The sequence below is a fragment of the Xanthomonas hortorum genome (genome assembly GCF_040279205.1).
GTDB lineage: Bacteria > Pseudomonadota > Gammaproteobacteria > Xanthomonadales > Xanthomonadaceae > Xanthomonas > Xanthomonas hortorum_F.
In genome coordinates this window covers 1-17,736 of record NZ_JBEOLS010000077.1, presented here as the reverse complement: position 1 = coordinate 17,736, position 17,736 = coordinate 1, and the positions used below count along the sequence as shown (strand labels likewise).

The window sequence follows — 17,736 nt, the reverse complement described above, 5'->3', positions numbered from 1 at the left end:
GTCGCGGGACCTTACGCGGCATGGATGCCGCGTAAGAGCCTACATGGACGTACTTGCGGCGTGTCCCGCGACGGTGGGCGGGCAAGGGCCCTGCAGCCAAGTCTCAGATCAGCCGCACTTAACCAACAAAATCCGTAGCGCAAAAAAACAGGCCGCTTTCGCGACCTGTTTTTTTTGACATCACGGTTTCGTCAATCGACTCGCCACGATCCACTGCGTCAAACTCAACGCATACCCGTGTTGTTACCAGTGCCCTCAGAGCGCAGCGGAATCAAACGGATTTCCACGCGACGGTTCTGTGCGCGACCGGCATCGGTGTTGTTGTCGGCAATCGGGTAACGCTTGCCGGCACCCATCGTTTCCATGCGCTCGCGCTGCACGCCTTGCGCGGTCAGATATTGCGCAACTGCGCCGGCACGCTCTTCGGACAGACGCTGGTTCACTGCATCGCTGCCGACGCTGTCGGTATGGCCGACCACTTCCACCATGGTCTGGTTGTACTCGCGCAACGTGGACGCCACGCCATTGAGCGCGGTGTAGAACTGCGGCTTCAACGCCGACTTGCCGAAGTCGAAGGTGATGCCGTCGGGCAGGTTCAAGGTGATGTTGTCGCCCTGGCGCTGCACTTCGATACCGGTGTTGGCGGTACGCTCACGCAGTGCGCGCTCCTGACGATCCTGGTACTGCCCCACGGCCGCGCCGCTCAACGCGCCGATACCGGCGCCGACCATCGCGTGCTGACGGCGCTCGGTGGCGCTGTCGCCGGTGAGCAACCCTGCAGCGACACCAATGGCGGTGCCGATCAGCGCATTGCGGCCGGTGCGGTTCTGCTGTTGGGTTTGGTCGCCGTACTGGTCGCGCTGCACATACGAGCCGCCGGTGGCGCAAGCGGACAGCGCAATGGCGCTGGCCAGAGCAACGGCCAGACTCTTGGTAGCTGCTGGGGACATGGTGTTCTCCTGTGGCCGGACCATCCGGCACTCAATCGTGTCGGCGAGGATAAACAGACCAACGCGACTGACACATGATGAAAGCGGCCACAGATTGCCTGCGACAGGTACTGCATTCAGGAAAACGGTTCCGGTTATCCCCGCGTCTTCGCATACGCCGCCAATGCCGCATCGCGACCTTCAGCCAATCCGATAATTGGCGTGCGCGGGTACTCCGGTGCGAATCGCGCCAACGATAATGGAGACAACCACGGCGCGAAACGCTCCTTCACCGCAAGCTTGCCGAGCTCCGGCACCCAGCGGGTGATGTAAGCCGCCTGCGGATCGAATTTCTCCGCCTGCGTCACCGGATTGAACACGCGGAAATACGGCGCCGCATCGGCACCGGTACCGGCGACCCATTGCCAGCCCAAGGTGTTGTTGGCCAGGTCCGCATCCACCAGCGTGTCCCAGAACCAGCGCGCCCCTTCGATCCAGTGGATACGCAAGTGCTTGCACAACAGACTCGCCACGATCATGCGCACACGGTTGTGCATCCAGCCGGTGTGCCAGAGCTGACGCATGCCGGCATCGACGATCGGAATACCGGTGCGGCCGCGCTGCCAGGCCTGCAACGCGACCGGGTCGACCTTGGCCCAATCGAAGCCTTCGAAGCGCGGATTGAGATTCTGGTTGGTGGTGTCGGGAAAGTGATGCAGCAGGTGATAGGCAAAATCGCGCCAGCCCAACTGGCGGATGTAACCATCGATCTCTGCGCTGTTGCGCGCATTGCGGCTGGCTTCCAGCGTGCTGGCGATCCGCCATGGCGCGATCTCGCCAAAATGCAGATGCGGCGACAGCTGCGAGGTGCCGACCCGATCGGGCCGATCGCGGTTTTCGCGATAGCCGGAAAGCGCGCCGTCGATGAAAATTTCCAGCATCTCGTGCGCACCAGCCTCACCAGGTTGCCAGTGCTCCCAGAAGCCTTGATCCCAGTCCAGTTTCGGCACCAACTCCAGCATCTCCAGCGCAGCGCTTTTCAACGTCGCAGGCAGCGGCGGCAGGCTGCGTGGCGCAGCAACTGCAGCGGGCAACTGCAGTTGCGTGAGTGCGTTGCGCCAGTACGGAGTGAAGACCTTGTACGGGCCGCCTTGCTGGGTCGACAACTGCCACGGCTCCATCAACAGCGCGGCATTGCAGCTCTGCACCTCGATGCCGCGCTCGCGCAAGCTGCGCTTGATCTGCGCATCGCGCGGTTGGGTGGCCGGTTCGTACTTGCGGTTCCAATACACCGCCACCGCACCGGTCTGGGCGATCACCTCATCCAGCACCTGGGCGCTGTCGCCCGCGCGAATCACTAAGCCACTACCGAGCGTGCGCAATGCAGCGTCCAAGGCAGCGAGCGAGCGATGCCGCCAACTGCGCGACGCGGCACCGGGCGTCCACTCGCCTTCTTCGTGCGGCGCATCGATATACAGCGGAATCGGGGCATGCCCGGCGTCCAGCGCAGCGCGCAAGGCCGGGTTGTCCTGAAGGCGCAGATCGCGACGGAACCAGACGATGGCGTAGGACATACGAACTCGGCAGCGACGATAAGGCTGCGCAGCATAAGCCAGCAGGTGCAACGATGGCGCGATGCAGGGGCGAACACTCCTCGCCTGGCTGAGAGCAGCCAACAAACCCTCTCGAACGCTCTAGCGATGGCGGTAAAGTGTTGGCCACGCTCGCCTTCGTTGACGAGTGAAGTGATGTCGGGAATGGCAGCGACATCGATCGGATCGAAAGGCGCCGATCAGACCGCACCGCATCAACCGGCCGCGCAGCATCCACTGCTCGCAACCATGCACACCGACCATCTCGACTGGTCCTTGCCCGCCCACCGTCGCGGGACCTTATGCGGCATGGATGCCGCAGAAGAGCTTACATGGACGTACTTGCAGCGTGTCCCGCGATGGTGGGCGGGCAAGGGCCCTGCAGCCAAGCCACAGATCAACCGCTCCACGCCGGATCCATCCGCGCCGTCTAACCACTCAAGACAACCGAGTTATCAAGTCATCGTGTCGTGTGGATAAGGTCAAAAGCTGAGTCGGTCGAGGGCGCGATGGCCTCACCGCTCGCGGGACACGCCGTGAACCCGTCCCTGGGGGCTCGGTAGCGGCATCCATGCCGCCACACGGTCCCGCAAGCGGTGAGGCCATCGCGCCTGCCAACATTGTCGTGGACTGACGGGAACCACAAAGCCGGCCGCACCCGCCTTACAGTGAACGTGGTCGGTTCTGTCAGCGACACTAAACGCAGACCCGCTTACTCGAAACTGCCCACCGAATCGTGCGCCAGATTGTCGAAACGGGTGTATTCGCCGAAGAATTTGAGCTTGCACGAGCCGGTAGGACCACCGCGGTGCTTGCCGATGATGATCTCGGCCAGGCCCTTGTCCGGCGAGTTTTCCTTGTTGTAGTAATCGTCGCGGTAGATGAACACGATCATGTCGGCGTCCTGCTCGATTGCGCCGGATTCGCGCAAGTCGGCCATCACCGGGCGCTTGTCGGTGCGCGTTTCCAGCGAGCGATTGAGCTGCGACAGCGCAATTACCGGCACGTTGAGTTCCTTGGCCAGTCCCTTCAGACCACGCGAAATCTCCGAAATTTCGGTCGCGCGGTTTTCGCTGTTGCCCGGCACCGACATCAGCTGCAAATAGTCGATGACGATCAGGCCCAGATCATGCTCGCGCTTGAGCCGGCGGCACTTGGAGCGCAGCACTTCCGGCGACACGCCCGGCGTGTCGTCGATGAAGATCTTGGTTTCCTTCAACATCTTGATCGCACCGGTCACGCGCGCCCAATCCTCGTCTTCCAGCGCACCGGTACGCAGGCGCTGCGCGTTGATGCGGCCATTGGACGAGATCAAGCGCATCGCCAGCTGCGAGGCCGACATCTCCATCGAAAACACCGCAACGCCTTTCTTGGACTTGATCGCGGCGTATTCGGCAATGTTCAGCGCCAGCGTGGTCTTGCCCATCGCCGGACGTGCGGCCAGGATGATCAGATCGGTCGGCTGCAGGCCGGCGGTCATCGCATCGAAATCGGTGTAGCCGGTCGGCAGGCCGGTGATGTTGCCGCCGTTTTCGAAACGGTTACGCAGCTCTTCGAAGGCGTCCTTCAACGCGCCCGGCATCGCCACGAAGTCGGTACGCCCGCGCGCGCCAGCTTCGGCGATCTTGAACACCGCTTTTTCCGCAGATGCCAGCAGCTCCACGCTTTCGCGGCCTTCCGGCTGGAAGCCATCGTTGACGATGGTGGTGCCGACTTCGATCAGCTGCCGCAGCACCGCCTTGTCGCGCACGATTTCAGCATAGGCGGCGATGTTGGCCGCCGACGGCGTGGTGCTGGCCAGCTCGATCAGATAGGCGCCATCGGCCACCTGCTCCAGCTTGCCTTGCGATTCGAACCATTCGCCCAGCGTCACCGCATCGAACGGGCGGTCTTTCTCGTTCAATTCGCGAATCGCGCGGTAGATCAGCCGGTGGTCGCGGCGGTAGAAATCGTTGTCGGTGAGCTGGTCGTTAACCCGATCGAACGCCTCCGGCGCCAGCATCAACCCGCCAAGCACAGCCTGCTCGGCCTCGACCGAATGCGGCGGCACGCGCAGCTGGTCCAGCCGCGGCTCGGGACGATCGTAATCGTCGTCGTCGCGATCGCGATTGCGTTTGGAACGGAAACCAGGACGAGCGGACATGGACAAACAGACCTGACGCTAGGGGGATGAGGGCAGGAAGCATAGTCATCGACGGCGTCGACGACCATGCACAACTCTGTGGATAACCGGTGCACAGCCGGTGCATCACGTTCTACTCGCCAGCTGTCGCAGCAGCCGCGACCCCTGCCCCGCCTGCGTTTTGGCCGCGTGAGCGGGCCGCCCGGCGCAGTGCGTCAAGCGGACCACATCACCTGCGACTCAGCGCTTGAGCTGCTCGATCAAGCCCAGGAACGTGTCGATAAAGCCCTGCAGAAACGCGCGGCTGTCGGCATTGGCAATCTGATCGTCGGCACCGAACAAGCCTTCCTTGTACTGCAGGAACACTTCAGGCTGGCCGAGCACATGCATGTTCAGATACGACAACACATTACGCAGATGCTGCTGCGCGGTCGCCGTACCGATCGCTCCGACCGAGATGCCGACCACCGCCGCCGGCTTGCCGGAAAACGCGCTATCGCCATACGGCCGCGAGCCAGTGTCGATGGCATTCTTGAGCACGCCGGGGATCGAACGGTTGTATTCGGGGGTCACGAACAACACCGCGTCGGCGGCACGCAGCTGCTGCTTGAAACGGGTGCCCTGAGCCGGGAAATCCGCATCGTTGTCCTGGTTGTATAGCGGGATATCGCCGATCTCCAGATACTCGAACACCGCCTTGTCGCCGGCCAGATGCTCCAGTGCGCGCGCCAACTGGCGGTTGTAGGACGCTGCGCGCAGGCTGCCGACCAGGACGGCGATGGTGATCTTGCTCATGGGGGACGCTCCGTGGAAACAGGGCCCCACCCTACCCAGCGCGATGCTCAGAGCCGGTGAAGTGCCGCCCGGCACCGGGCCGATCAACCGCAGCTGCACGCACACGGCGGTGTCTCAATCTGCAAGGTGTTAACGCCCCACCCGGCCTGATGTCCGAGCGGCAGCTTCAAGCGTCAGAAACAACTCGGCAACGGCAGCGCGGTCTCGCACACCGCGCAACGGTTGGTCGCCGCGCGCAAGATCAACACGTTGACCAAGATCAGCGCGTCATCGCCGCCCGCTGCGCGCGCCAGTGCGCCTGCCAGGCCTGGAACATCAGCACCGTCCACAGATGCGTATGCCATTTGCGCTCGCCGCGGTTGAAGTCGCGCCACAGCCCGGCCACGGTGTCGGCAGCAAACACGCCTTCGCGCTCCAACGTGCCGTGCGCCAGCAGATCGTCGGCCCAGCCGTTCAGATCGCCGCGCAGCCACGCGCTGACCGGCGCGCCGAAGCCGCGCTTGCCGCGATAGACCATCGGGTCGGGCAGATAGCGGCACAGCACGCGCTTGAGCAGGTATTTGCTGACCCCGTCGCGGTACTTCAGCGACAGCGGCAGCGACCAGGCGAATTCGGCCACGCGCCAGTCCAGCAACGGTGCGCGCGCTTCCAGACCCACCGCCATGGTGGTGCGGTCCACCTTGCACAACAGGTCGTCGGGCAGATAGGCGGCGAAGTCGGCCAGCATCATCGCGTCGGCCGGTGTGCCGGAGCCATGCAACGGGTCGGCCAGGCTGTAGAAACTGTCGGGTTCGGTCGCGCCCAGCACCACCGCGGCCGGGTCGCGCCAGCGCGAAATGCGATTGCGATAAATATCCCCGATGCCGCGTGCGCCGGCTTCGGCTACCAGCGCGGCCAGACCACCGGTGCGCGAGGATTCGCCATTGCGGCGCGCCGCCAACGCCATCAGCTTTCGCAGCGGGCCCGGTACCAGCCCATGCATGCGCCAATTGCGCAGCGCACGCTGGTAGCGGCCATAGCCGAAGAACAATTCGTCGCCGCCGTCACCGGACAGCGCCACCGTCACCCCGCCACGCGCCAGCCGTGCGACCAGCGCGGTGGGCACCTGCGAGGCATCGGCGAACGGTTCGTCGAACATGTCGGGCAGGGTCGGCACCACCGCCAGCGCGTCGGCACCGCTGACGTAGAGCTCGGTATGGTCGGTGTGCAGATGCGTGGCCACCTCGCGCGCCAACGGCGCCTCGTCGTGATGCGAGCCTTCGAAGCCGATGCTGAAGGTGTGCACCGGCTGGGCGCTTTGCGCCTGCATCATCGCGGTGACGATCGACGAATCGGTGCCGCCGGACAGGAACACGCCCACCGGTACATCCGCCACCATGCGCAGCGCCACCGCATCGCGCAGCACCGCATCGAGTTGTTCTTCGGCCTGTGCATCGCTGCCGGTGAACGGCGCCGCCAGCGCGCGCTGCATCGCCTCGCGCGCGTTCCAGAACGGCTGCTGCGCCTGATCGGGGCGATGCGCTGCCGCGCCGGCCGCCACCGCCTGCGCATCCAGCCGCAGCACCCGGCCGGGCATCAGCTTGAAGGTGCGCTCATGGATGCAGGCCGGCGCCGGGATGTAACCCAGCCGCAGCAGCAAGGTCAGCGCATCGCGATCCACGCCGTTGTCGAAATCCGGGTGCTGCCACAGCGCCTTGAGTTCGGACCCGAACACCAGCGTGTCGCCGGCCCAGCCGTAGTACAGCGGCTTCTTGCCGACGCGGTCGCGCGCCAGCGACAGGCAGGTGTCGCGTTCGTCCCACAGGGCTAGTGCGAACATGCCGTTGCAGCGGGTCAGGGTGTCGTCCAGGCCCCACTCCACCACCGCGGCCAACAGCACTTCGGTATCGGAGTGGCCACGGAAACGATGCCCGAGCGCCGACAAGGCCGCACGCAGCTGCGCGAAGTTGTAGATCTCGCCGTTGTAGGCCAGCACGTAACGGCCGTCGGCCGAGCGCATCGGCTGATGGCCGAGCGGCGACAGATCCAGAATGCTCAGCCGCTGATGCGCCAGCGCCACGCCCGCCTGTGCATCGCACCAGGTGCCGGCATCGTCGGGGCCGCGATGGCGCAAGGCCGCGCCCATCGGCCGCACCAGCGCGTCGAGTTGTTCGCCATGCAGGCGCGGCGACGCCAGCAGCAGTCCTGCCAATCCGCACATCGTCAGTGCTCCTGCAGGTTGCGCATCGTGCGCGCGCCGCTCATGCCGGCACCGAGGCGGATGCAGGCGCCGGCATCGCGATGAAACCGGGCAAGGCCTGCACGCGCCGCAGCCAGGCGCCGATCGCCGGCCAGCGTTCCAGGTCGAAGCCGCCGTCTTCGGCGCAATGGGTATAGGCGAACAGCGCGATATCGGCGATGCCGTACTCGCCACCGGTAAACCAGGCGTGCTGCTGCAGATGCTGTTCCATCACCGCCAGCGCCTGCTCGCCACGTGCGCGCAGTTGCGGCAGTTCGGCCCGGCGCGACGCATCGCGCGGCGTCCACAGGCTGATGAAACGCGCCACCGCCACATATGGCTCATGGCTGTACTGCTCGAAGAACATCCAGCTCAACGCCTGCGCACGCTGCCACGCATCGGTGGGCAGATACGGGGTGCCTTCGGCCAGCCAGAACAGGATCGCGTTGGATTCGGTCAGCACGCGGCCGTCGTCGCGCTCCACCATCGGCACCTTGCCGTTGGGATTTTTGGCCAGATACTCCGGCGTGCGGGTGTCGCCCGCGGCGCTGTCCACCTCGACCCAGTGATAGCGGCTGCCCAGTTGCTCCAGCAACAGGCGCACCTTGTAGCAATTGCCGGAACTGGACATGCCATGGACGGTCAACGGGGGACGCACGGTCGACATCAAACTGGCTCCGCGGCAGCAACGAGGGGCTGGCAGTGTCACAGCCCGGCGTGCCTTTGCAAAGCCCTGCCGGATTGCGCGACACAGCCGCACAACGGTTACCTGGACCGATGCATCTACTGGCGGGCGCGCCAGCGCTGACGAGTACGCAACGCAGACCATGCCGACACGTCCGCAGTGTGACCAGGGCATCCGATTGCCGCATGCCGAAGCCGCAGACGGCTCGGCACACCGCCGCCGACACGATGGGATGCAAGCGCAACGTGTCAGTACATCGCCACCAAGGCTACCGGCACACCCAGCACCGCAATCAGCACGCCCAGCGCCGACAGCGTCAATGCCACTGCGCCGAATGCGCGTGCACGCCCGCAGCCCGCCGCAGCCGCCACCGCCTGCACCGCGCACACCGACCACCACAGCACGCCCAGCATCAGCAACAGCGCGCACATCGCCAGCTGCGCCACGCCGGCCGGATCGCTTGCGCCGGTGTGCAGCAACGCCACATTGCCGGCGAGTGCAACCAACGCCGCCAGCAGGCAGACCAGCCACGGCAAGGCGCAGCCCAGCACGGCCGGCAACAACCGCCCGACCTGCGCCACGCACCCCATCCAGCGCAGCACCTGCCTGAGCAACACGCAGCTCAGCACGGCGATCGCCACCACCGCCACGACACCCAGCGCCTTGGCCCACCACGGCAAGGCATGCAGCCCCATCCAGGCCGACAACAGCGTGGCCAGCGCAAACACGCTCCAGGCGCTCCAGCGCAAACCGGCCTGCTGGGGCATGCGCTGCGCGGTGGCGTACGGATCGAACATCATCCCGCCCAGGCCACCGCTGCGCCACCACACCAGGCACGCCAGCAGCAACACGATCAACACCAGCAGCCCTGCCACCGGATAGCGCAGCGCACTCCAGTCGGCCTCAGGCCTGCGCCGCTGCGGCTTGAAATCGTGATTGAAGTACAGCAGGTCGCGCGCACGCTCCATGTCGGCTGCTGCGCGCGCCACGCCATCGGCGGGAATGCGGTCGGTGAACCGCTGCCACTCGCCCACGATGACGATGCGCCCATCGTGCATGGAGACCGTGCGCGAGAACCGGAACCACGGGTTGGCGACGATCTGTTCTTCCGGTTTCACCCGTATCACCGGATCGGTCTGCACCCGTACGGTCTGCCGCGCCAGCTGCGGCCCGCCCAGTGCCAATGGCCGCTTGCGCGCCTGTTTCGGCAAGGCATCCATCCACTCGCCGAGCTGAAACAGCGGGAAGCCGATCTCGTCGCCCTCCTCTGCCGGCCACTCCAGGCGGTAGGTTTCGTGCGTGCGTACATCGAGCGCATCGGTATCGTCGATGCTGGGCACGCCGACCTGGGTCAGCGCGGTGTAGTACTTCTGCATGAACTCCAGATAGTGCTCACCCACCGTTTCTGCGCCATGGTCTTCGAAGCTGGCAGACACGCGATCGCCGCGGCCTTGGCGATAACGCGTGTCCACGGTAAAGCTCGCCACGCGCTGCGGTTTGCGCAGTGAGATCACCACCTCCTCGTTCACTTCGATCTGCGGCAGCGTCGGCATCGGCGATGGCACTGCGACCAATCCGCTCTGCCCGGCCAGCACCGGCAACCCGCGCACGAACGGCAATGGCCGGCGCTGAGCCAGCGCGCCGTCTTCGCGATCGCGCGTGGCATCCACCCAGACCTCGCCCTGCGGCAGATGCGCGCGCACCACCACATGATCGAACGCGTAGGGGCTGGGCAGCCGTGCATCCAGGCCATGGCCCTGGTCGCTGTTGACCAGCACCGGTTCGGCGCGAATGCCGGCCAGTTGCAGCAGCGCGATCAACAGCGTCGCCTTGTCCTTGCAGTCGCCATAGCGATTGCGCAGCGTCACTTCCGGTGCGTGTGGCGCGTGCGAGTTCTCGCCCATGTCCAGGCCGACGTAGCGGATCTCGCCCTGCACGAACGCCACGGCACGCAACAACGCACCCTGCGGGTCGTCGCTGCGCAGTTGCAGACTGCGCACCATGCTGGCGGCAACCTGCGCATCCTTGAACGCACGCGGATACAGCTGCGCCGCCCATGCCGCCACCGCTTCCCAATTGCCGGCGGTGGAGAGTTCGATCAAGCCATAGGCATCGACATCGTCCGGCGCGTCTTTTTCTTCCTGCACGGCGGCGATGTTGCGTGCGGCGATCTCCAGCGTGGCCACCTCACCGGCGCGGCTGACGTTGCGGCTGAAGCCCGGCGCGCTCACCCGCCACTGCAACGGCATGGCGGCGGGATACCGCACACGCACGCGGCGCTCGCCCAGCGCCACGCCATAGCGCGCCTCGAACACGTCGTAATAGCCCTTGCCGAACACCGGATTGCTACCGGTGGTGGTCACGGCATAGTCGACCCGGTCGCCGACGCGCAGGTCCGGCAAGGTGATCGACAGCGTCAGCGCGCCATCGATCAATCCTTGTTCCAGCCCGCTCTCGCGACGCAACCTGGCGTAGTGCGCGCGGCTGCGCATGTCGATGCGCTTGCCGTCGCGCCAGACATCCAGGCTATTGAGTTCCAGGCGCTGGTATTGCGGCTGGTAATCGATGGAAATCTGCCCGGCTTCGTCCAGGCTTTTGGCGCGCTGCACGCTGTAGCTGAGGCGGCGATACGCCTGCGGCGCGGCGCCGGTGAGATCGATCTGATCGGACACCAGCTCATAACGCATGCCGTTGGCGCCAGGCACCTTGTCGGGCACTGCATCGGCCACCACCCAGGCCGGCGGCGGCGCCATGTTCGGCGCCTCGTTGGCCTGCACCGGCGCGACCATCGCGATTGCAGCGATCACACACAGCATCCAGAACACGCCTCGCAGGCGCCGCGTCACATCCTTGCTGATCAACATCCACTCCTTGTCAGAACGCATTGAGTCCGGTCAGCGCACGCCCCACCACCAACTGATGCACGGTCTCGGTGCCCTCGTAGGTGATCACCGATTCCAGGTTCAGCGCATGCCGGATCGCCACATGCTCGGTGGTGATGCCGGCCGCGCCCAGCAGATCGCGGCACTCGCGTGCCACGTCCAGCGCCATGCGGCAATTATTCCATTTTGCCAGCGAGATCTGTTCCGGCCGCAGCGTACCGGCTTCTTTCAGGCGCCCCAGCTGCAGCGCCAGCAATTGCGCGGTGGAAATCCGCCGGGCCATGTCGGCCAGTTTGATCTGCGCGCTTTGCGTGGCCGCCAGCGGCCGGCCGAACAGAATGCGCTGCCCGCTATAAGCCAGCGCCTCGCGCAGACAGGCCACCGCCGCACCGATCGCGCCCCAGGCGATGCCGTAGCGCGCCTGGTTGAGGCAGCCCAACGGCGCCTTCAAACCGGCCGCATTCGGCAACCGCATCTGCTCCGGCACGTAGACATTGTCCAGGAACAAACCCGAGGTCACCGACGCGCGCAGGCTCATCTTGTGGGCGATGTCCTGCGCACTGAAACCGGCGCTGCCGGTCTCGACCAGAAACCCGCACACGCCATCGTCGGTATGCGCCCAGATGATCGCAAGACCAGCGATGCTGCCGTTGGTGATCCACATCTTGGACCCGTTCAAGCGCCAGCCATCGCCCTCGCGTACCGCACGGGTGGTCATCGCCGCCGGATCCGAGCCGCCCTGCGCTTCGCTCAATCCGAAGCAGCCGATCAAACGGCCCGCCGCCATCTCCGGCAACCAGCGTTGGCGCTGCGCGTCGCTGCCGTAGGCATGGATGGGATACATGCACAGCGACGATTGCACGCTGACGAAACTGCGCAGGCCGCTGTCGCCGCGCTCCAGTTCCTGGCAGATCAGCCCGTAGGCCACCGCACCCAGACCTGCGCCACCATCACGCACCGGCAGGCTGGCGCCCAGCAATCCCAGCTCTGCCAGTTCCGGCACCCATTCGCTGGGGAAGCGCCCCGCATCGAAGGCATCGCCGATCGCCGGCAACACCCGTGTGTCGGTGAAGCGGGCCACCGCGTCCTGCACCGCACGCTCCTCATCGGTCAGCAGCGCGCGTACATCGAACAGATCATCAGGGCGCACCGGCATGCTGGCTTCCACCACAGGAGAAGCAGCGATTATCTGCCAGTTGCCGGCCGAACATTGCGCCGACGTGTTCAGCGCACCCGCTTGCATCCGCTGGTCGCAGGCAGTACCTGAAAACGAAAAGAGCCGGCAATGCCGGCTCTTTTGTTGCTATCGCAGCGATCCTGGGCGGATGACTGCCAGCGATTTACTGCCGCGTGCTGCCCGTCTCCACACGAACGCCCTTGTCACCGGCCGTCGAAGCGGTCTGGGTCACCAGCTGACCGTCGACCACCGGCAGACGATCGCTGGCCGGCTTGTCGTTCATGCGCACGGTCTTTTCGAAACCGTCGTAGCGGTAGGTCACGTCGTAGGCCACCACGTTGTCGGCATCGCCCAGCGAGATGCGCTCGCCCGGCTTGCTGTCCATGCGCATGGTGCCGGTGGTGCCATCGGCGTTGCGGTAGGTCACGTCATAACCGACCACACGCGAGGACTGCGAGTTGGCGTTTTCGGTATGGCACTGGCGCTCGGTGCGGTCCACCACGCGGCCGCCGACATGGTTGCGGTCCACACGATTGCCGACCATGCCGCCACCGACTGCACCGGCCACCGTGGCCAGCTTGCGGCCATTGCCGCCGCCGACCTGGTTACCCAGCAGGCCGCCGATCACCGCGCCGGCGACGGTGCCGCCGACATTGCCATCACGCTCGGGCAGGCGTTCCTGCACCACCACGTCGCGGCAGACTTCGCGCGGCGAGGAGCTGGTGGTGGTTTCGCGGATGGCGGCGCTGTTGACGACCTGCGCGTACTGCGGCTCGCGCTCGGTGATCGGTGCGACCTTGACCACGTCGGCGTATTCCAGACCACGCGGTGCCGGCTCGCCGTTGGCGACGAAATCGCCGGACGACGGGCGATTGTTCATGAAGGCGGCCGTGGCCACGCCTCCGACCAGCAACGCACCAGCAGCGACCAGTATAGTTGTCGTATTGCTCTTCATGATCCAGCTCCGTGCGGACACGCCGCGTTGTTGACGGCGTGATTCCAGCACGTGAACCCTGAACGAAAACGCCCTCGCTCATGAATGCCGTCGTTAAGTTCAGCTAGCGGTTATTTCATGCACTTCTAACAGCCGGAGCATTCGCATGCGCAATCCCGTCACCTCGCGCGCCCTGGAGTGGGCCAGCAAGCTGCGCTACCCCACCTTGTTCAAGCTGGCGGCCGCGCTGTTTCTGGTGGACCTGGTGATCCCGGACCCGATCCCGTTCCTGGACGAACTGTTGTTCGGCCTGACCACGCTGCTGCTGGCCAACTGGAAAACGCGCAAGGCGCCACTGCCCGCGCCAGTCCGCCGCGATTGATGCAGCTGGTCGATAGCCACTGCCACCTGGATGCCGGCGAGTTCGACCACGATCGCGCCGCCGTGATCGCACGCGCGCAGGCCGCCGGCGTCGGGCAGCAGGTGATCCCGGCGGTCACCGCCGCCAGTTGGCCGGACCTGCGTACCGTCTGCACCCAGGCACCGGGGCTATACCCCGCCTATGGGCTACACCCGATCTTTCTGGATCAACATCATCCCGAACATCTGGAGCTGCTGGCCGAGTGGATCGAGCGCGAGCGCCCCTGCGCCATCGGCGAGTGCGGGCTGGATTTCTATCTTGAGGGACTGGATGCGCAACTGCAGCGCGATTACTTCGAAGGCCAATTGCAGTTGGCCAAGCGCTTCGACCTGCCGCTGATCGTGCATGCGCGCCGCGCCACCGAAGAAGTCATCTCCCGCATCAAGTCGGTCGGCGGCCTGCGCGGCGTGGTGCACAGCTTTGCCGGCAGCCCCGAACAGGCGCAGCAATTGTGGAAGCTGGATTTCATGATCGGCCTGGGCGGCCCGGTGACCTACCCGCGCGCCAACCGCCTGCGCGGCCTGGCCGCAACGATGCCGCTGGACTATCTGCTGCTGGAAACCGATGCGCCGGATCAGCCCGACGCCGCCATCCGCGGCCAACGCAACGAGCCGGCATACCTGCGCACGGTGCTGGCCTGCATTGCGCAGCTACGCGGCGAGCCGGAAGAGCGCATTGCCGCGCAGACCAGCGCCAACGCGCGGCAGCTGTTCGGATTGCCTGACCTGGCTTTGCCCGGCTGATGCCGGCGCGCTGCCGAAGCGCGCCATGTACAAACGTTACGCACTTGCAGCCACCTCGGCGGTCGGCGACGCAGCGGCGGCAACCACCTTTGGCTTGAGCAACATCTCCAACGCTTTGCCCACTGCCACAAACGCGAAGGTGCCGGTGATATGCGTGGCGGCGCCCAGCCCTGCCCCGCAATCCAGCTTGAGCGTGGCATCGGCATCCAGTTGCGGGCGAATGCCGCACACGCTGCCATCGGCCTGCGGATACTTGACGTTCTCCAGCGAGTACACCGCCGGCACGCCGAAGTAACGCTGCGGATTCTTCGGGAAATTGAACTCGCTGCGCAGCTTCTTGCGGATCAGCGCCAGCATCGCATCGTGCTCGGTGCGCGAGACATCGCGCACCCGCACCAGCGTGGGGTCGGTGCGCCCACCAGCGGCGCCTACCGTGAGCAAGGGCAGCTTGCGCCGGCGGCACCAGGCGATGGTTTCCACTTTCACCCGGAAGCTGTCGCAGGCATCGATCACCAGATCGAAGTCATCGCCGAGCAGGCTTTCGATATTGCCGGCGGTGAGAAACGACTCCACCGCATCGGCGGCGATCTCTGGATTGATCGCCACACAGCGCTCGGCCATCGCGCGCGCCTTGTTGCGTCCGTACTGCCCGGCCAGCGCCGGCAGCTGCCGGTTGGTGTTGGACACGCACAGGTCGTCGGCATCGATCAGGCGGATGTGCCCGACGCCGGTACGCGCCAGCGCCTCCACCACCCACGAACCAACGCCACCCATCCCCACCACCGCCACACGGCAGGCCGACAGCCGCTCCACCGTGCCGACTCCGTACAGCCGGTCGATACCGGCAAAACGTTCACGCCATTGTGCTTTCATCGGCCTATTTTACGCGCGCCGCTCAGCGCGCGCCCATCGACGTATTGAAGCCCGCGTCCACCGGAGTTCCGTCCATGCCCGCCCCGCCCACCGAACAATCGCGCGCGTCCCGCTACGCCTTCCTGCTGGTGCTGGGCATCCTGATCGGGCTGGTGTGCACGGTGATGGTGGCGCGCGTGCTGCAGGCCAGACGCAACCCGGTGCCGGACAGCCTGATGCAGGTGATGGCTTACCAGCTGCGCGCCCTGCAACCAGATGCCGGTAGCGGCTGCAACCCCGCACGGCAGCGAGCGCGACTGCAATCGTTGCGCCTGCTTGCCGACGAACTGCAGCCGGCCTTTCCGGACATCGGCGAAGACCGCCGCTTCGGAGAGCATGCCAGCGCCCTGCGCACTGTCCTTGACCAGGCACGGCGCACGCCTCCAGCCGATTGCGCCGCGCTTGCCGCAGTCAGGCCACAGATCAATGACGCCTGCGAGGCCTGTCATCGCGACTTCCGCTGACCCGCCATCGCGCCGCTGCATCGATGCGCACGGCGGCGGTGGTGAACAGGACGCTCGGGTTTCGTTAAGCCTGGAGCGATCCAGTTGGCAGACCGTTCACCTGGACCACCACAGGATGACGTCGTTGCGGCCCTGACCGCTTTTCGAACCACCCCGGAGAGATTTCATGAAGACCCGACTGCTCGTCATTGGCCTGGCTGCAACCGCGACCCTGGTTGGCTGCGCCACCTCTCAACCTCAGTACGGCAGCTATCGCGGCGACCGCGGTTACGACCAGGGGCAGTCGCAGCAGGCGCGCTGCGTGGATTGCGGCATCGTCACCCGCATCGATGAAGTCGGCCCCACCCGCAGCGCGCCCACCGGCACCGGCGCAGTGCTCGGCGGCATCGTCGGCGCGGTGGCCGGCCGTCAGATCTCCAAGGAGACAGGCGGCAGCAAGGGCAACAAGAACGTCTCGGCCGTAGCCGGTGCCGCCGCCGGCGCGCTGGCAGGCAACGCGATCCAGAACAACGTCACCAGCGACAGCTTCGATGTGCAGGTGCGCATGGACGATGGTCGCGTCATCGTGGTGAACCAGCGCGACCTGGCCGGCGTGCGCGAAAACGCCTATGTGCGCGTGGTCAACGGCAAGGTCGTGCTGCGCTGATCGACTTACCCGCTGAGTGACATGACAGAAAGGCCCGGCAACGGGCCTTTCTGCTGTTTGCGTGGTGGCTCGAAGTGCTGCGCTGCACTCAGACCACCTGTACCGCGTCCGCCTGCAGCCCTTTCTGCCCTTGCACGACGGTGAAGCTGACCTTCTGACCTTCCTTGAGACTCTTGAAACCCTGGATCTGGATCGCGCGGAAATGGACGAACACGTCCTCGCCGTTTTCGCGACTGATGAATCCAAAACCCTTGGCATCGTTGAACCACTTCACGACACCATTCTCGCGTTCGATGTTGGACATCTCGACTGACTCCCTACGACACTGTGGTGGACTGGCGGTGGTCGCTGTGATTGCAAGGAGGAGCCGAGGTACAAGGATGTAGCGGATCGGACGATCTGCCGCATCAGGCCACGATTCACGGTGACAGTTGCAAACAGCAGCGCTGGCAACTTAACCCGCACAAAACGAATTTTCAAGAACCCCTTGCGCATCTTTGTCAAGCCTGAAACAGGATATTTCTAAACCATATGGACACCACCGTCGTTTATTACATCCTGGCCGGCGTGCTGGTGCTGATCGGCCTGGCCGGGGTCATCCTGCCGGCGCTACCGGGCCTGCCATTGGTGTTCGTGGGGTTGCTGGTGGCCGCCTGGGCCGATGGCTTCGTCCACGTCGGCTGGGTCGCGCTGGTGATCCTGGGCCTGATCACCGCGCTGTCGTTCGCGATCGACTTTTTGGCCACCGTGTACGGCGCAAAGCGCGTCGGCGCCAGCAAGATGGCGTTATGGGGATCGGTGATCGGTTCGATCATTGGCATCTTCTTTATGCCGATCGGTTTGTTCGTCGGCCCGTTTGCCGGCGCGTGGATCGGCGAATACTGGCAAACCCGCAAGTCCGACCAGGCCACCAAGGTGGGCGTTGGTACCTGGATCGGCATCATGCTCGGTACCGCGAGCAAGCTGGCGCTGGGTCTGTGCATGCTGGGCGTGTTTGCGATCGCCTGGTTTTTCTAGGGCCTGTTAACACTAATGGCCCGAGCGATTAAACTATCGTGCATGGAGATCACGCCAGCACAATTTTCTCTAATCGAACACTGCCTGCCGGCGCAGCGCGGCAATGTCAGCATGACCAACCTGCAAGTGGTCAACGCCATCCTTTACGTTGCCGAGCATGGCTGCAAATGGCGCGGCCTACCCAAGCGCTTTGGCAACT

17 protein-coding genes are annotated in these 17,736 nt (G+C 65.0%); 6 read left to right on the top strand and 11 right to left on the bottom strand.

Annotated elements, in window-relative coordinates; all coding sequences use genetic code 11:
• Positions 1-224: 224 nt before the first annotated feature.
• The 9 genes from ABS769_RS20585 to ABS769_RS20545 all read right to left on the bottom strand — a co-directional run bounded on the left by ABS769_RS20585 (position 225) and on the right by ABS769_RS20545 (position 13,355).
• The gene (locus ABS769_RS20585) at positions 225-950 is read right to left on the bottom strand and encodes an OmpA family protein (RefSeq protein WP_023903499.1); all 726 of its coding nucleotides are present in this window, start codon (positions 948-950) and stop codon (positions 225-227) included.
• Positions 951-1,084: 134 nt separating this feature from the next.
• Positions 1,085-2,503, bottom strand: coding sequence for a cryptochrome/photolyase family protein (locus ABS769_RS20580; RefSeq protein ID WP_317063058.1), 1,419 nt, complete (start codon positions 2,501-2,503; stop codon positions 1,085-1,087).
• Between the two features lie 730 nt (positions 2,504-3,233).
• Positions 3,234-4,664: a replicative DNA helicase gene (locus ABS769_RS20575; RefSeq protein WP_006451927.1), complete on the bottom strand. Its 1,431-nt coding sequence runs from the start codon at positions 4,662-4,664 to the stop codon at positions 3,234-3,236.
• Positions 4,665-4,883: 219 nt separating this feature from the next.
• Positions 4,884-5,438, bottom strand: coding sequence for an NADPH-dependent FMN reductase (locus tag ABS769_RS20570; RefSeq protein ID WP_317063059.1), 555 nt, complete (start codon positions 5,436-5,438; stop codon positions 4,884-4,886).
• A 259-nt stretch (positions 5,439-5,697) separates the two neighbouring features.
• Positions 5,698-7,638, bottom strand: a complete 1,941-nt coding sequence (asnB, locus tag ABS769_RS20565) for an asparagine synthase (glutamine-hydrolyzing) (protein WP_317063060.1) — start codon at positions 7,636-7,638, stop codon at positions 5,698-5,700.
• Positions 7,639-7,678: 40 nt separating this feature from the next.
• A complete protein-coding gene (locus tag ABS769_RS20560) occupies positions 7,679-8,323 on the bottom strand; it encodes a glutathione S-transferase family protein (RefSeq protein WP_317063061.1) in 645 nt (214 codons plus the stop codon).
• 266 nt (positions 8,324-8,589) lie between these two features.
• Positions 8,590-11,157 (bottom strand): DUF3857 domain-containing transglutaminase family protein, encoded by a 2,568-nt coding sequence (locus ABS769_RS20555; RefSeq protein WP_317063068.1) that lies wholly within the window; start codon positions 11,155-11,157, stop codon positions 8,590-8,592.
• Positions 11,158-11,215: 58 nt separating this feature from the next.
• Positions 11,216-12,391: an acyl-CoA dehydrogenase family protein gene (locus ABS769_RS20550; RefSeq protein WP_317063062.1), complete on the bottom strand. Its 1,176-nt coding sequence runs from the start codon at positions 12,389-12,391 to the stop codon at positions 11,216-11,218.
• A gap of 172 nt (positions 12,392-12,563) precedes the next feature.
• Entirely contained in the window at positions 12,564-13,355 is a 792-nt protein-coding gene (locus ABS769_RS20545; RefSeq protein WP_176340533.1) for a glycine zipper 2TM domain-containing protein, read from the bottom strand.
• A gap of 145 nt (positions 13,356-13,500) precedes the next feature.
• Between ABS769_RS20545 and ABS769_RS20540 the strand changes: the two genes are divergently transcribed.
• Entirely contained in the window at positions 13,501-13,716 is a 216-nt protein-coding gene (locus ABS769_RS20540; protein WP_317063063.1) for a DUF6116 family protein, read from the top strand.
• Positions 13,716-14,498 (top strand): TatD family hydrolase, encoded by a 783-nt coding sequence (locus ABS769_RS20535; protein ID WP_317063064.1) that lies wholly within the window; start codon positions 13,716-13,718, stop codon positions 14,496-14,498. Before ABS769_RS20540 ends, ABS769_RS20535 begins: the two co-directional genes overlap by 1 nt.
• 36 nt (positions 14,499-14,534) lie before the next feature.
• On the opposite strand, the gene ABS769_RS20530 is transcribed toward ABS769_RS20535, so the two are convergent.
• The gene (locus ABS769_RS20530; RefSeq protein WP_317063065.1) at positions 14,535-15,371 is read right to left on the bottom strand and encodes a tRNA threonylcarbamoyladenosine dehydratase; all 837 of its coding nucleotides are present in this window, start codon (positions 15,369-15,371) and stop codon (positions 14,535-14,537) included.
• A 74-nt stretch (positions 15,372-15,445) separates the two neighbouring features.
• Between ABS769_RS20530 and ABS769_RS20525 the strand changes: the two genes are divergently transcribed.
• Positions 15,446-15,874 carry a hypothetical protein gene (locus ABS769_RS20525; RefSeq protein ID WP_317063066.1) on the top strand — a complete coding sequence of 143 codons (429 nt, stop codon included), beginning with the start codon at positions 15,446-15,448 and terminating at the stop codon, positions 15,872-15,874.
• A gap of 166 nt (positions 15,875-16,040) precedes the next feature.
• Positions 16,041-16,520, top strand: coding sequence for a glycine zipper 2TM domain-containing protein (locus ABS769_RS20520; RefSeq protein WP_006451916.1), 480 nt, complete (start codon positions 16,041-16,043; stop codon positions 16,518-16,520).
• An 88-nt stretch (positions 16,521-16,608) separates the two neighbouring features.
• Here the strand turns inward: ABS769_RS20520 and ABS769_RS20515 are convergent, their stop codons facing one another.
• Positions 16,609-16,824, bottom strand: coding sequence for a cold-shock protein (locus tag ABS769_RS20515; RefSeq protein ID WP_003483561.1), 216 nt, complete (start codon positions 16,822-16,824; stop codon positions 16,609-16,611).
• A 227-nt stretch (positions 16,825-17,051) separates the two neighbouring features.
• On the opposite strand from ABS769_RS20515, the gene ABS769_RS20510 reads away from it, so the two are divergent.
• The gene (locus ABS769_RS20510; RefSeq protein ID WP_317063067.1) at positions 17,052-17,537 is read left to right on the top strand and encodes a DUF456 domain-containing protein; all 486 of its coding nucleotides are present in this window, start codon (positions 17,052-17,054) and stop codon (positions 17,535-17,537) included.
• A 42-nt stretch (positions 17,538-17,579) separates the two neighbouring features.
• Positions 17,580-17,736: transposase (locus ABS769_RS20505; protein ID WP_233368074.1), on the top strand; the 157-nt coding region annotated here is incomplete at its 3' end.

Coding starts and splice junctions, on each gene's coding strand:
- ABS769_RS20585 (WP_023903499.1), bottom strand. CDS start 950: ATGTCCCCAGCAGCTACCAAGAGTCTGGCCGTTGCTCTGGCCAGCGCC.
- ABS769_RS20580 (WP_317063058.1), bottom strand. CDS start 2,503: ATGTCCTACGCCATCGTCTGGTTCCGTCGCGATCTGCGCCTTCAGGAC.
- ABS769_RS20575 (WP_006451927.1), bottom strand. CDS start 4,664: ATGTCCGCTCGTCCTGGTTTCCGTTCCAAACGCAATCGCGATCGCGAC.
- ABS769_RS20570 (WP_317063059.1), bottom strand. CDS start 5,438: ATGAGCAAGATCACCATCGCCGTCCTGGTCGGCAGCCTGCGCGCAGCG.
- asnB (WP_317063060.1), bottom strand. CDS start 7,638: ATGTGCGGATTGGCAGGACTGCTGCTGGCGTCGCCGCGCCTGCATGGC.
- ABS769_RS20560 (WP_317063061.1), bottom strand. CDS start 8,323: ATGTCGACCGTGCGTCCCCCGTTGACCGTCCATGGCATGTCCAGTTCC.
- ABS769_RS20555 (WP_317063068.1), bottom strand. CDS start 11,157: ATGCTGTGTGTGATCGCTGCAATCGCGATGGTCGCGCCGGTGCAGGCC.
- ABS769_RS20545 (WP_176340533.1), bottom strand. CDS start 13,355: ATGAAGAGCAATACGACAACTATACTGGTCGCTGCTGGTGCGTTGCTG.
- ABS769_RS20540 (WP_317063063.1), top strand. CDS start 13,501: ATGCGCAATCCCGTCACCTCGCGCGCCCTGGAGTGGGCCAGCAAGCTG.
- ABS769_RS20535 (WP_317063064.1), top strand. CDS start 13,716: ATGCAGCTGGTCGATAGCCACTGCCACCTGGATGCCGGCGAGTTCGAC.
- ABS769_RS20530 (WP_317063065.1), bottom strand. CDS start 15,371: ATGAAAGCACAATGGCGTGAACGTTTTGCCGGTATCGACCGGCTGTAC.
- ABS769_RS20525 (WP_317063066.1), top strand. CDS start 15,446: ATGCCCGCCCCGCCCACCGAACAATCGCGCGCGTCCCGCTACGCCTTC.
- ABS769_RS20520 (WP_006451916.1), top strand. CDS start 16,041: ATGAAGACCCGACTGCTCGTCATTGGCCTGGCTGCAACCGCGACCCTG.
- ABS769_RS20515 (WP_003483561.1), bottom strand. CDS start 16,824: ATGTCCAACATCGAACGCGAGAATGGTGTCGTGAAGTGGTTCAACGAT.
- ABS769_RS20510 (WP_317063067.1), top strand. CDS start 17,052: ATGGACACCACCGTCGTTTATTACATCCTGGCCGGCGTGCTGGTGCTG.